This is a genomic window from Enterobacter asburiae (assembly GCF_001521715.1).
GTDB classification, from domain to species: Bacteria; Pseudomonadota; Gammaproteobacteria; order Enterobacterales; family Enterobacteriaceae; genus Enterobacter; species Enterobacter asburiae.
This window is the reverse complement of sequence record NZ_CP011863.1, coordinates 2,270,581-2,284,465: the sequence shown is the minus strand read 5'-3', so window position 1 is coordinate 2,284,465 and position 13,885 is coordinate 2,270,581. Positions and strand designations below refer to the sequence as shown.

Genomic DNA, 13,885 nt, shown 5'->3' with positions numbered 1-13,885 from the left:
GCGGCGGCTCCCTCTTTTACAGTCCGACTCGGTTAAGCTGAATAATAAGTGACGCTACGGGCAATGTGAAATTAATCACCCTCGGGCGAAATATCAGGTCGCCATTCGCGGAACTGCGCCAGCGGCATCGGGCGGCTAATCCAGTATCCCTGCAGGAAATTAACGCCGTGTTCGCGCAGCCAGGCGGCCTGTTCCGGCGTTTCCACCCCTTCGGCGACGGTCGACATATTCAGTCGTCTTGCCAGCGTCAGGACGGCATCCAGCACCGGCGACGTCACGGTCTCAGTGCCAATTGCATTAACAAAGCCGCGGTCGATCTTGAGGTAGTCCATGGTGAAATGCTCAAGATAAATCAGCGCGCTGTGGCCGGTGCCAAAATCATCAATGGCTATCTCAAACCCTTCGTTGTGTAGCCATTCAAAGAGGCTGTTGGCTTCCCGATGATTGAGCATGTCGCGCTCGGTAATTTCCAGCACGATCTGGAAGTAATCCTGCGGCAGTAGCGCTTTGAAGGTGCGCATATCGTCTTTGAAGCTTTCCGCATGCAGATGCCCCGGCGCAATGTTGATGCCCACCTTTGCTCCCGGAGGTAACAGAGTTTGTAACACGGGTGCATCGTGAATGATAAGGTCAAAGAGATGCAGCGTCAGCGGGACAATCAGCTTCTGCGCTTCGGCAAAGTTGATAAACGCGTCCGGCGGAATTTCCCCCATTGTCGGGTGTTTCCAGCGCATCAGCACTTCAAGCCCGGTCATCTGGAGCGATTTAGCATCGACGACGGGCTGATAAACCACATAAAACTGACCGCGCTTAATCGCGCTTAAAATCTCTTTACCCGGGTTGAGGCGAATACTGAGGATATAGTAGTTGAGCGATCCGGCACAAATTCCGCATACCAGCCCGAAGAACAGGGCGTAGAGAATTTCATCGCTGGTCCAGGCGTCCGCATACAGGTTTATGGTCAGGGGAACGTCTTTCAGCGTCGCGGTACGGGCCGGAGTTTCATGTAGATCATGCGCAAGGACCAGCGTGCTGGAGCGCGTTGACAGCGCATGATCGCCAATAATGATGGCAATGCCGGCAAATTCGTCCTGGCGCGCGGTGTAGAGCAGATAAGGCGTCAGATTGAGATTCACCGAGGTGAACACGCCGCCGTCCTTCACTAGCGGGTTACGGTACCAGATGGCAATCGCGGGCTTATTGGGCAACATCGGGGTGCCTGGAAGCAATTCCATATCAATCTGTTTGTCGATGTGCAGCTCGGGGATCAGCTCCTCCATGGGGACATTCATCGGCCCCGTGGCAGAAGAGCAGAACGCCATTTTGTCTCTGACCAGCAGAAATGCGCGAACGTTAACGCTAAAGGCAGCGCGCGAGGTAAGTTCCTGATTGACGTCGTGGCAGTTGTTTAACGTGAGCGGCTGGAGCATATCGATAGAATTTTTTAACTCATCGAAGTAGCTCTCCATATAGATGCTCACATCGTGGATCAGGGTGTCGAATTTGACTTCCCGCTTGTGGTAGCTCCAGAAAAATTGCAACGAACCCAGGAGCAGGGCGGCGATCAGGCCTGTGATGATGCTGAGGATCAGTATTTTGCGATTGCTGGAGAAATAGCGGGTGAACATAGACGTCGTGATTCCTGAAATGCCGCTGGATGTATTCAGTGTAACGGGCAAAAAAAAACACTGCCGAAGCAGTGCTTTTTTTCATCATATCGCCAGCCAAGGGATAACCAACGATACGATAGTCATATTAACTGCGGGTCAGTACGCGGCGTGCTTCGTTGTAGCGCTTCTTCCAGTACGGTTCATTCATGCTGGAAATGGTCACACCGCTGCTGGTGGAGGCATGTACAAACTGGTCATTACCAATGTAGATGCCAACATGTCGACCTGTAGAACCGGCACGGAACAGGACTAAATCACCGGTGCGCAGTTTGGTTCGTGAAATCGACTTGCCCATCTCCTGCTGTTCATAGGTTGAACGCGGAAGATCTAACCCAAATTGCTCACGGAACGTACGCTGTACAAAACCGGAACAATCAATACCTGTTTTTGTGCTGCCGCCAAGACGATAGCGCACGCCTTTCCAGTCAGCATACTGGTCCATAATGCGGGACTTCACGTCCAGATTACGTACCATATTTTCAAATTCATCCTGAGAGGCTTGCAGTGACGAGGAATCTTCCATTCCCACAACACGCGTCTCAGGATGCATATTCTTTGCGGTGTTCGATGTACTACATGCAGACAACAGTACCGCGACTGCTATCGCCGGGATCCCCCGTAAGATATATCTCAGAAACGGTTGAGATTTGACCATTTTGTTTATTATCCCTTGAAGTCCTTAACGACAAATATCGTTATAAAAATGCCAAACGTGACGAGACTAATTATCTGTTCACATTGAGACAATTCTTTCTGGTCACATTTGTGGCACAGCGCACAAAATTATTCGCCAGTGAAATAATTATCTCTATGGGGCAAAACGAGTTCGAGATTAACCGATTGCCTGGGGTATTGCGAGAAAAAAAAGCCTTTTTTTTATAAGAAAATGTGATACAGAAAGTAAAAACATAGATTTGCTCAAAATAGCGACGGATCCGCTACGCCAGTATGCAATTGCTTCATTTTTATCATGAATATGATGACGAGAATATGACAGTGGGGAAAGATCGCTGCGAGAGCCCTATCAGGGATCATGTCGATCCCTGATAGCTCACGTTAATTTAGGTTAGTTATTTGTTTAATTGTTGTTGCGCTCTGCCGGGAAGATAGCGATCGAACAGCGCTATTATCCTGTCGCTCAATGGGGTCATCAAACACCACGGCAGCGCAATCAGCGCCACGGAGAGCGAACCGACGGCAATATCGGTGAACCAGTGAGCGCCAATCATTACGCGCGGGAAGGCAAAAACCACAAAAATAATCAGGGCTATGGCAAAGGCTTTTCTGCCGAAATAGCGAAGCATAATTGCGGAAAAAATAAGCAGCATCATACCGTGATCGCCGGGGAAACTGTCCTTCGACGCATCTTTTGTTGGAATATGCAGCAGTTCGCTGACGCGATAAATATCGGTGAAGAATAGCGTTGGGCTTGAACGCTTAACCGGAATAATCGCGGTTGCCAGCTGGTTAATGACGACGGCAAACAGCAGCATTACCAGACCGATAATGAGAATACGCCGACGTCCGGCTTTATCCTCTTTCAGCCAGAAAGAGAGCATCAGGCAGCCCATGGCCAGCAGCGAGAATCCGTCGAAGGCGCGGTTGTTGGTAATTGCCACCAGCCACAGGAATGCGTTGCTCTTCACCAGCTCCTGGTTGAAGAAGTGAAAAATGGCAGAATCCAGCGGGAACCAGAAACCATGATCCGCCGGGATATACCAGGAGAAGAAAAGCGCCAGACCGGCGACATTAAGCAGTAATATCAGGGGAAATCGAGTTGTCATAACGTTCTGCATAGAGTGAAAACTGGGGCAACGTTAGCCGCCCGAACTTAAACGAATCCTCAACAGGCTGGACTGGAGGGCATTCCAGTCGGCGTTAACCGCACTAATTAACTCTATTCGGCTGTCAGGCGGCGCCACATTTTGCGTTTCAATAAAGAAATCCTCGCCCTGACGGTTGATCCTCACCAGCCCGTCTGGCGTGCGCATGATCCCTTTCACGCGATCGACGGGAGCAAGTCGGGCCCACTCCAGGATCCCGATGGTGTCGAAAACGGTTTCAGCATCAAATATCCATCCGCAGGCCTGATATCCCTGGCCGCTGTTCAGGTTACGACGCCAGCGCTGATGTTCCGGCAGGCTGAGAGCAGCTAAACCCTGCTTAACCGGATGACTGTGCGAATGATCCGCGCTGGCATGCAGCTCGGTGAGGTTCAGACGAGGAAGGTCAAGCAGGGCGCTATCAATATTCCCCTGGGTGGTCTGCACCCGCGTGCGGTTGCCGCCGAAATGTTGCCACCACGCGTCCAGCGCGGCCTGGCTTTCAGCCGTGGCGCGATCTGCTTTATTCGCGACAATAACGTCAGCTGAAGCGAGCTGATCGCGGAAGTTCTCATTGGCCACCGCTTTGTCATCCAGAAGCTGACGCGGATCGAGCAGGCACAGCGTTGCGCGCAGGTCGATCCACGGCTCGTAAACCGGGGCGGTCAGTAAATCGAGGATCTGCTTCGGATGGCCCAGCCCGGTGGGTTCGATCAGCAGGCGGTCAGGTTTGCCCTGACGCAGCAGCGTATTGAGCCCGACCTGCATCGGCAGGCCATTGACGCAGCACATGCACCCGCCGGGGATCTCTTTAATCATTGCGCCGCTGGATGACAGCAACGCGCCGTCAATGCCTACCTCGCCAAATTCATTGACCAGCACGGCCCATTTCTCGGCAGGATCTTTATTCGCCAGCAGGTGGAGAATTGAGGTGGTTTTACCGCTGCCGAGAAAACCGGTGATGAGGTTGGTTTTGGTCACGTGCGCTCCAGATAAGAATGGTGATGCTATAACACTATTCTCTCTATCCTGGCGAAAAACGTGACCGGTGAGAAGGGGAAGGGCGAACGGAGATCTCATCCGTTCGCGTTAAGCGCAATAATCGTTAAATATTTAACGTTTCGATAACAGCCTGACGCGCGCCGTGGCGGGTGATGCGCTGGTATGCCTGGCTAACAGCCTCCACAAACGCGGTGTTTTGCGCGAGATCGTGACCAAAGATCTCGCTCAGCCCCAGCAGGGCGTTAACGCGCTCGGCGTCGCTGCTGGCATTGACCATCGTGCGAATTTTATCGCTGAGGGGATCGCGAACATCAATCGCGTTGCCGCGGTCGTCGGTACCGCTGACGTAGCGTATCCAGCCGGCCACGCCCAGGGCCAGCAGCGGCCACGGTGTTTTTCGCTCAAGATGAACGCGGATCCCGTCCAGCATTCTTTGCGGAAGCTTCTGGCTACCGTCCATCGCGATTTGCCAGGTCCGATGCTGGAGTGCTGGGTTGGCAAAGCGCTCCAGCAGGCTATCTGCGTAGGCGGTGAGGTCGACATCCTTAATGCGTAATGTGGGCGCCTGCTCGTCCAGCATCAGCCGACGGGCGGCTTCGCGGAACGCAGCGTCCTCCATGCATTCATTAATATGGGCATAGCCCGCGAGGTACCCCAGATACGCCAGGAAAGAGTGGCTGCCGTTGAGCATGCGCAATTTCATCTGCTCCCAGGGCAGAACATCCTGCACCATCTGAACGCCCGCGACCTCCCACTCCGGACGGCCGGCGACAAAATTATCTTCCACCACCCACTGAATAAACGGTTCACAGCTGATGGCGCACGGATCTTCAACGCCGAGCGCGTCGGTGATTTCCGCCAGTGAGGCGTCCGTCGCGGCGGGAACAATCCTGTCGACCATCGTCCCCGGGAAGCTAACGTGGCTATCAATCCATTCAGACAGCGCTGCGGAACGCTTTTGCGCCATGCCCAGCACCGCGTTTTTCACCACGTGCCCGTTATCAGGGATATTGTCGCAGGAGAGCACGGTAAACGCAGGCAAGCCGCGCTCGCGGCGGCGGTGAAGCGCTTCGACCAGGATCCCGGGGGCGGAATGCGGCTCTGAGGGGTTTTCAAGATCGTGAATTATCCGGGCGTTGTGCAGATCGAGTTTCCCGGTCGCGGGATCGATGCAATAGCCTTTCTCCGTGATGGTGAGCGACACAATAGCGACCTGAGGCTCGCAAAATTTCTCAATAATGGCGGGCAGGGAGTCCAGCTTTGCGTTCAGGCATTCATGGACGGCACCGACGATAATTGCCTCATTGCCTTCTGCCCCTTTCTCCAGCACGGTGAACAGGTGATCCTGCGCGCGCAGCTGGCTCATCAGCACGTCGCCGCTGAAAAGGCTAATCTCACAAATACCCCAGTCGCCGCCTTTTTCATTCAGCACCCGATTTGTTAACAATGCCTGGTGCGCACGGTGAAACGCGCCAAAGCCAAAATGGACGATGCGGGAGCGCAGTTGCTGACGATCGTAGCGAGGCTGCTGAACCTGGGCTGGAAGGGCGGTGGAGGCAATTGTCTTCATGAGATACACACCTGATTAACCATTAATTAACAATGCCAGTGTAAAGTTATATGACAGCAAATAAAATTGGTGAGCCGTAAATATCCCCGTTCTGTGAGTTTGATCAATCAATGTGTGGCGGTATGTTGACCCTTGGCGGCAAACATGTATGGTAGTCGTCATTGCAGTAACGCATATTGGTATAACAACTTAAGAGGGTGAGGCAATGGAACAAACCTGGCGTTGGTACGGGCCGAACGATCCGGTTTCTCTTGATGATGTGCGCCAGGCTGGCGCAACGGGTGTCGTCACGGCGCTGCATCATATTCCAAACGGTCAGGTATGGCCGGTAGAGGAAATTCAACAGCGTCAGGCGCTGCTGGCGGAGAAGGGGTTAACCTGGTCTGTGGTGGAAAGCATCCCGGTTCACGAAGACATCAAAACCCATTCAGGGGAGTACCAGACCTGGATTGCTAACTATCAGCAGAGCATTCGCAACCTGGCGGCCTGCGGCATTGATACGGTTTGCTATAACTTCATGCCCATCCTCGACTGGACGCGTACCGACCTTGAATACCAGATGCCGGACGGCTCGAAAGCGCTGCGTTTCGACCAGATCGCCTTCGCGGCGTTTGAGCTGCACATTTTGAAACGCCCCGGCGCCGAAGCGGATTACACCGCGGAAGAGCAGCAGCAGGCGCTCGCGTGGTTCAATGCAGCCAACGACGCGGACATCGAAAAGCTAACCCGTAATATCATTGCGGGCCTGCCGGGAGCTGAAGAGGGGTATACCCTGGATCAGTTCCGCGCGCGCCTGGCGGAATACGGCGATATTGATAAGCAGCAGCTGCGTGAAAACATGGCGTACTTCCTGCGCGCTATCGTGCCTGTTGCTGAAGAGGCAGGGGTACGCCTCGCCGTGCACCCGGACGATCCACCGCGTCCTATCCTCGGCCTGCCGCGCATTGTTTCCACTATTGAAGATATGCAGTGGCTGAAGGATACGGTAAACAGCATCTATAACGGCTTTACCATGTGTACCGGCTCCTACGGCGTGCGCGCGGATAACGACCTGGTGCGGATGATTGAAACCTTTGGCGATCGCATTCATTTCACGCACTTGCGTGCGACCTGCCGAGAAGAGAACCCAAAAACCTTCCACGAGGCGGCGCACCTGGGCGGCGATGTGAATATGGTTGCGGTGGTAGACGCCATTCTGGCGGAAGAGGCGCGTCGCAAGCAGGCGGGCGATGTGCGTCCTATTCCGTTCCGTCCGGATCACGGTCACCAGATGCTGGACGATCTGCGTAAGAAAACCAACCCGGGCTATTCGGCGATTGGCCGTCTTAAAGGGATGGCGGAAGTGCGCGGCGTTGAGCTGGCGCTGAAGATGACGAAGTATCCGGAGCTTCTGTAAGCTCTGTTGCCCGGTGGCACTACGCTTACCGGGCTATAAAAAAACCGGCCTGAGAGCCGGTTTTTGTGTTTTGTCGGTCGGGCAAGGCGAAGCCGCCACCCGACAAACGCTGCAATCAGTCAGCGCGACCCATATAGCGTTTTTCTTCGATATGGATGCGGATTTTCTCGCCAGCGGAGAGGTATTCCGGCACCTGCACAACCAGGCCGGTGGTCAGGGTAGCCGGTTTGTTGCGGGCACTTGCGGATGCACCTTTGATACCTGGTGCGGTTTCAACGATTTCCAGATCGACGGTCTGAGGCAGCTCCAGCGCCAGCAGCACGCCGTCCCAGGTCAGGACCTGCATGTCAGGCATGCCGCCTTCAGGGATGAACAGCAGCTCTTCTTCAATCTGATCTTTGGTGAAGATGTACGGGGTGTAATCTTCTTTGTCCATGAACACGTATTCGTTGCCGTCGATGTAGGAGAAATCAACGTAGCGACGGGTCAGGGTCACGGTATCGACGATATCGTCACCTTTAAAGCGCTCTTCCACCTTCAGGCCGGTACGCACGTCGGCGAAACGCATTTTGTACAGCGTTGCTGCACCACGGGCGCTTGGTGCCTGAATGTCGATATCTTTCACAATCAGCAGTTTGCCGTTGTAATTCAGCACCATACCTTTCTTAATTTCGTTCGCTCTTGGCATTGCAGTAATCCTGTTTACGGGAGGTAAAAAATATCGCGCCAAATTACTCGCGCGCGGCCTTTCAGGCAAGAGGAATTCGTGGCTTTTGCTATCAATACGCAAAAGGTGTTACTGTGCGCGCGATGCCCGACTGCGCGGGCGATCGTCAGCGAAAGAGAGCATTTATGGATTGCCGTCCCGATTGTGGCGCGTGCTGTACTGCACCGTCCATTTCAAGCCCCATTCCAGGAATGCCGGAGGGCAAGCCTGCCAATACCCGCTGCGTTCAGCTCTCGGAAACGAACCTGTGCATGATCTTTGGCTCACCGCTGCGCCCGAAAGTCTGCTCCGGGCTTCAGCCCACTGCCGAAATGTGTGGCAGCACGCGAGGGCAGGCGATGACGTACCTTCTTGAGCTGGAAGCGCTCACCGCGCCCTAAACGTCTTTAATTCTCGCCAGACAGCCGATCGTCAGCGTACACATCACCAGCGCAATCCAAAATACCGTGTGATAGTTCCAGATTTCGGCAACGACACCGGCCATTGAGCCCGCGATAATCCAGCCCACGCGGGTGGTATTAGTATAAAGGGTGGTGGCAGAGCCTGCCTGACCCGGCATCAGATCCTGAAAATAGAGCATGCCTATCCCGGCGAGAATGCCAATATAGATGGCGTTCAGCAGCTGTAAAGCCAGCAACAGCCCCGGCGTATGTACCGTCAACATACCGACATAGAACAACAGACCGGCGACGGCGGCGATGCGCATTAAAAAACGCTTTCCGAAGCGCTTTGCGTAATAGCCCGCAATGAGCATCGTCGGGATCTCAAGCCCGGCCGCGGTCCCCATCATGATGCCCGCCAGCTTCTCCGACAGGTGCAGTTCATCAATAATAAACAGCGGCATATTGATGATATACAGGCTGTTGGTGCCCCACATCAGCGTACAGATAACAAACAGGAGCAGGGCATCGCGGCGGTTACGGCGCGGCGCTTCCAGCACGCCCGTTGCCACTTTGGGCTCTTTGCGCATGGACGGCAGGAAGAACCACACCAGCGCTCCGCACACCACAAACGCGACGGCCGCGCTCAGGTACATCACCGTAAAGCCAAAACCCATCGCCAGCGCGTAGGCTAGCGGCGGGCCAATCACCCATGCCAGCGACACCTGAGCACGCAGGACAGAGCTGAACATCACCGCTTCACGTCCGGTATGGTCCGCGTGTTCGCGGGCAAGGGCGAACAGCTGAGGGTTCGCCGTTGAGCCAAAGCTGCTCAGGAATACCCCGACGAAGAGCAGAATGAAATAGTTGCGGTTCCAGGCAAACAGAACGCAGGCCATGACCCCCAGCAGACAGCAGAAAACGATCAGGCTTTTACGATCGCCTTTTCTGTCGGATCGTCCCGCCAGAAACTGGCTGACCAGGATGCCGATGATGGCGCTTCCGGTAAAAAAGAAGCCCACCATCGCTGGACGGACGTGAACCTCATTTGTCAGGAATAAGCTCAATGTCGGCGTCTGTAACGCACCGGCAATGCCCGTGAAGAAGGCAACAACCAGGAACGCCGCGGAGGTCAAATCAAAGGGCTTCGGCGAGACGGCCGCAGGGGTGTTATGCATGTTTTATAATTAGCGAGTAGCAGAGAGGGGCGGAGTTTACGCCGTCAGCTAAAAAATAAACAGTGGGTGCGGTCAATGATGCCACGAAAAATCAAAATGGCATTTCAACTTACGTCCCGCCCGGCTGACCTTAGCTGAAACTGTCTTGTTGAACTTCAGCAAAATTCAGCTGAACGAAGAAGAAATGTGCTGTATCTCTAAATTCTGATATCAGAAATACGAGTTTACTTGCAAGACATTGCAGAAAGCGCAAGACTTTTTGAAACGTTTCAGCGCTATCTTGTTTTAACAAACGGAGCAGGCTAGCGCATTTTTTCTCATTAAGGCTGAAACGATTCAAGTTCAGCAGGAGTGGAGAACCATGTTCCAGTTATCTGTTCAGGATATCCACCCGGGCGCTCAGGCCGGGGATAAAGAAGAGGCTATTCGCCAGGTTGCCGCTGCGCTCGTGCAGGCGGGTAACGTCGCGGACGGCTATGTCAACGGCATGCTGGCCCGCGAGCAGCAGACCTCAACCTTCCTCGGCAATGGCATTGCCATTCCGCACGGCACAACCGACACCCGCGATCAGGTGTTGAAAACCGGCGTTCAGGTTTATCAGTTCCCGCAGGGCGTGCTCTGGGGCGACGGTCAGGTGGCCTACGTGGCTATCGGTATCGCGGCCAGCAGCGACGAACACTTAGGCCTGCTGCGTCAGCTGACGCATGTCCTGAGCGATGACGACGTGGCTGAACAGCTTAAGTCCGCAACCACAGCTGAAGAGCTGCGCGCCTTGCTGATGGGCGAAAAACAGAGCGAAGCGCTGAAGCTGGATAATGAAACGCTGACGCTGGACGTGGTTGCCTCCGATCTGGTGACGTTGCAGGCGCTGAACGCGGGTCGTCTGAAAGAAGCCGGCGCGGCGGATGCCACGTTTGTGACGCGCGTGATTAACGATAAGCCGTTGAATCTGGGTCAGGGTATCTGGCTGAACGACAGTGCTGAAGGCAACCTGCGCAGCGCTATCGCCGTGAGCCGCGCGGCCAATCCGTTTGACGTAGAAGGCGAGCGCGCGGCCATGCTGGTGACCGTGGCGATGAACGACGATCAGCCGGTTTCCGTGCTGAAGCGTCTGGGCGATCTGCTGCTGAACAACAAAGCTGAAAAACTGCTGAACGCTGATGCCTCCACCGTGCTGGCACTGCTGACCAGTGATGATGCGCCGACTGAAGACGTGCAGACCGCTGAGTTCGTGGTACGTAACGAGCACGGCCTGCATGCCCGTCCGGGCACCATGCTGGTGAATACCATTAAACAATTCGAGAGTGAGATCACCGTGGCAAATCTTGATGGTACGGGCAAACCGGCCAACGGCCGTAGTCTGATGAAAGTTGTCGCGCTGGGCGTGAAGAAAGGCCACCGTCTGCGTTTCACCGCGCAGGGTGCCGATGCTGAACAGGCGCTGAAAGCGATTGGCGATGCCATCGCGGCGGGTCTGGGGGAGGGCGCATAATGAGCAGACGTGTTGCGACTATTACGCTGAACCCGGCTTATGACCTGGTAGGATTTTGCCCGGAAATTGAGCGCGGCGAAGTCAACCTCGTGCGTACCACTGGCCTGCATGCTGCGGGTAAAGGGATTAACGTCGCGAAAGTGCTCAAGGATCTCGGTATCGACGTCACCGTGGGTGGATTCCTCGGTAAAGATAACCAGGATGGTTTCCAGCAGCTGTTCAGCGAGCTGGGCATTGCCAACCGTTTTCAGGTTGTTCAGGGCCGTACCCGCATCAACGTCAAGCTGACGGAAAAAGACGGTGAAGTGACCGATCTGAACTTCTCTGGCTTCGAAGTGACGCCGTCAGACTGGGAGCGTTTTGTTAACGACTCTCTGACCTGGCTTGGTCAGTTTGACATGGTCTGCGTCAGCGGCAGCCTGCCGTCCGGCGTCAGCCCGGAAGCGTTTACCGACTGGATGACGCGCCTGCGCAGCCAGTGCCCGTGCATCATTTTTGACAGCAGCCGCGACGCGCTGGTTGCCGGTCTGAAAGCCTCGCCGTGGCTGGTGAAGCCGAATCGCCGCGAGCTGGAGATCTGGGCGGGTCGTAAGCTGCCAGAATTAAAAGATGTGATTGACGCTGCCCATGCGCTGCGCGAGCAGGGTATCGCTCACGTGGTGATCTCTCTTGGTGCAGAAGGCGCGCTGTGGGTTAACGCGTCTGGCGAATGGATCGCCAAACCGCCGTCAATGGAAGTTGTCAGCACCGTTGGCGCAGGGGATTCCATGGTTGGCGGCCTGATTTATGGTCTACTGATGCGTGAATCCAGTGAACATACTTTACGTCTTGCCACCGCCGTTGCTGCCCTGGCCGTAAGCCAGAGCAATGTCGGCATTACCGATCGTACCCAGTTAGCCGCGATGATGGCGCGCGTTGACTTAAAACCTTTTAACTAACAGCAGGAGAGGAATAATGAAAACGCTGCTGATCATTGACTCCGGTCTCGGACAGGCCCGCGCCTATATGGCGAAGACCTTGCTGGGCGCGGCGGCACAAAAAGCACATCTGGACATTATCGATAATCCAGGCGATGCAGAACTGGCCATTGTACTGGGCGACAAAATCCCGGCTGACAGTGCGCTGAACGGCAAAAAAGTGTGGCTGGGCGATATTAATCGCGCGGTTGCACATCCGGAATTGTTCCTGAGCGAAGCGAAAGGTCACGCGTCTGTCTACAGCGCGCCTGTCGCGACGGCACCGGCTGCGGCTGCGGGTCCGAAACGCATTGTTGCGGTGACGGCCTGCCCGACGGGCGTGGCTCACACCTTTATGGCAGCTGAAGCCATTGAAACCGAAGCGAAAAAACGCGGCTGGTGGGTAAAAGTTGAAACGCGTGGCTCCGTCGGTGCCGGCAACGCTATCACCCCAGAAGAAGTGGCCGAGGCCGATCTGGTGATCGTGGCGGCGGATATCGAAGTGGACCTGGCGAAATTTGCCGGTAAGCCCATGTACCGTACGTCTACCGGCCTGGCGCTGAAAAAGACCGCGCAGGAGTTTGATAAAGCGCTGGTGGAAGCGAAGCCGTATCAGGCAACCGGCGCGCGTCAAACCGCGACGGAAGGTAAGAAAGAGTCTGCGGGCGCATATCGCCATCTGTTGACCGGTGTGTCTTACATGCTGCCGATGGTGGTTGCGGGCGGTCTGTGTATTGCTCTCTCGTTCGCATTTGGTATTACCGCCTTTAAAGAGCAAGGCACGCTTGCCGCTGCGTTAATGCAGATTGGCGGCGGATCCGCGTTCGCGCTGATGGTCCCCGTTCTGGCCGGTTTTATTGCCTTCTCCATCGCTGACCGTCCTGGCCTGACGCCGGGTCTTATCGGCGGTATGCTGGCCGTGAGTACCGGTTCTGGCTTTATCGGCGGTATTATCGCGGGCTTCCTGGCCGGTTACGTCGCGAAGCTCATCAGCTCGAAGCTCAAGCTGCCGCAGAGTATGGAAGCGCTGAAACCGATTCTGATCATCCCGCTGATTTCCAGCCTGGTGGTCGGTCTGGCGATGATTTACCTGATTGGTAAGCCGGTTGCGGGCATCCTGGCGGGTCTGACCCACTGGCTGCAAACCATGGGTACCGCGAACGCGGTTCTGCTGGGCGCAATCCTCGGCGGCATGATGTGTACCGACATGGGTGGTCCGGTAAACAAAGCGGCGTACGCCTTTGGTGTTGGCCTGCTGAGTACCCAGACCTACGCACCAATGGCAGCCATCATGGCGGCAGGTATGGTGCCTCCTCTGGCGCTCGGCCTGGCGACGATTATTGCCCGTCGTAAGTTCGATAAAGCACAGCAGGAAGGCGGCAAAGCGGCGCTGGTTCTGGGCTTGTGCTTCATTACCGAAGGCGCGATTCCGTTCGCGGCTCGTGACCCAATGCGCGTTCTGCCGTGCTGTATCGCGGGTGGCGCGGTAACGGGTGCAATCTCCATGGCGATTGGCGCGAAGCTGATGGCACCACACGGCGGTCTGTTCGTGCTGCTGATCCCTGGCGCCATCACCCCGGTCCTGGGCTACCTGCTGGCCATCGTTGCCGGTACGCTGGTGGCGGGTCTGTCATACGCAGTGCTGAAACGTCCGGAAGCGGAAGTTGTGGCGAAAGCAGCGTAAGCGATAA

The 13,885-nt window shown here is 55.3% G+C and carries 12 protein-coding genes; 5 read left to right on the top strand and 7 right to left on the bottom strand.

Annotated elements, in window-relative coordinates:
- Positions 1 to 71: 71 nt before the first annotated feature.
- The 5 genes from ACJ69_RS11145 to ACJ69_RS11125 all read right to left on the bottom strand — a co-directional run bounded on the left by ACJ69_RS11145 (position 72) and on the right by ACJ69_RS11125 (position 6,065).
- A complete protein-coding gene (locus tag ACJ69_RS11145; protein ID WP_059347054.1) occupies positions 72 to 1,628 on the bottom strand; it encodes a cyclic di-GMP phosphodiesterase in 1,557 nt (518 codons plus the stop codon).
- A 127-nt stretch (positions 1,629 to 1,755) separates the two neighbouring features.
- Positions 1,756 to 2,325, bottom strand: a complete 570-nt coding sequence (mepS, locus tag ACJ69_RS11140) for a bifunctional murein DD-endopeptidase/murein LD-carboxypeptidase (protein WP_008500946.1) — start codon at positions 2,323 to 2,325, stop codon at positions 1,756 to 1,758.
- Positions 2,326 to 2,740: 415 nt separating this feature from the next.
- A complete protein-coding gene (locus ACJ69_RS11135; protein WP_029740964.1) occupies positions 2,741 to 3,454 on the bottom strand; it encodes a phosphatase PAP2 family protein in 714 nt (237 codons plus the stop codon).
- Positions 3,455 to 3,487: 33 nt separating this feature from the next.
- Positions 3,488 to 4,474, bottom strand: a complete 987-nt coding sequence (locus ACJ69_RS11130; protein ID WP_059347053.1) for a CobW family GTP-binding protein — start codon at positions 4,472 to 4,474, stop codon at positions 3,488 to 3,490.
- Positions 4,475 to 4,598: 124 nt separating this feature from the next.
- Complete coding sequence (locus ACJ69_RS11125) at positions 4,599 to 6,065, bottom strand: mannitol dehydrogenase family protein (RefSeq protein ID WP_059347052.1); 1,467 nt, start codon at positions 6,063 to 6,065, stop codon at positions 4,599 to 4,601.
- Positions 6,066 to 6,270: 205 nt separating this feature from the next.
- Between ACJ69_RS11125 and uxuA the strand changes: the two genes are divergently transcribed.
- Positions 6,271 to 7,461: a mannonate dehydratase gene (gene uxuA, locus ACJ69_RS11120; protein WP_054829878.1), complete on the top strand. Its 1,191-nt coding sequence runs from the start codon at positions 6,271 to 6,273 to the stop codon at positions 7,459 to 7,461.
- Between the two features lie 115 nt (positions 7,462 to 7,576).
- On the opposite strand, the gene yeiP is transcribed toward uxuA, so the two are convergent.
- A complete protein-coding gene (gene yeiP / locus ACJ69_RS11115) occupies positions 7,577 to 8,149 on the bottom strand; it encodes an elongation factor P-like protein YeiP (RefSeq protein WP_008500940.1) in 573 nt (190 codons plus the stop codon).
- Between the two features lie 164 nt (positions 8,150 to 8,313).
- Here yeiP and ACJ69_RS11110 point away from each other — a divergent pair, with 164 nt between their 5' ends.
- Positions 8,314 to 8,568: a YkgJ family cysteine cluster protein gene (locus ACJ69_RS11110; protein WP_023312483.1), complete on the top strand. Its 255-nt coding sequence runs from the start codon at positions 8,314 to 8,316 to the stop codon at positions 8,566 to 8,568.
- Here the strand turns inward: ACJ69_RS11110 and setB are convergent.
- Positions 8,565 to 9,746 (bottom strand): sugar efflux transporter SetB, encoded by a 1,182-nt coding sequence (gene setB / locus ACJ69_RS11105; RefSeq protein WP_059347051.1) that lies wholly within the window; start codon positions 9,744 to 9,746, stop codon positions 8,565 to 8,567. The genes ACJ69_RS11110 and setB overlap by 4 nt on opposite strands.
- Before the next feature lie 361 nt (positions 9,747 to 10,107).
- Here setB and fruB point away from each other — a divergent pair, with 361 nt between their 5' ends.
- Genes fruB through fruA form a run of 3 tightly spaced genes read left to right on the top strand, consistent with a single transcriptional unit; the run spans position 10,108 to position 13,878 of the window.
- Complete coding sequence (fruB, locus tag ACJ69_RS11095) at positions 10,108 to 11,238, top strand: fused PTS fructose transporter subunit IIA/HPr protein (RefSeq protein ID WP_059347050.1); 1,131 nt, start codon at positions 10,108 to 10,110, stop codon at positions 11,236 to 11,238.
- Positions 11,238 to 12,176, top strand: a complete 939-nt coding sequence (gene fruK / locus ACJ69_RS11090) for a 1-phosphofructokinase (protein WP_008500936.1) — start codon at positions 11,238 to 11,240, stop codon at positions 12,174 to 12,176. The genes fruB and fruK overlap by 1 nt, the downstream gene beginning before the upstream one ends.
- A gap of 16 nt (positions 12,177 to 12,192) precedes the next feature.
- Positions 12,193 to 13,878: a PTS fructose transporter subunit IIBC gene (gene fruA / locus ACJ69_RS11085; protein ID WP_029740970.1), complete on the top strand. Its 1,686-nt coding sequence runs from the start codon at positions 12,193 to 12,195 to the stop codon at positions 13,876 to 13,878.
- Positions 13,879 to 13,885: the final 7 nt, after the last annotated feature.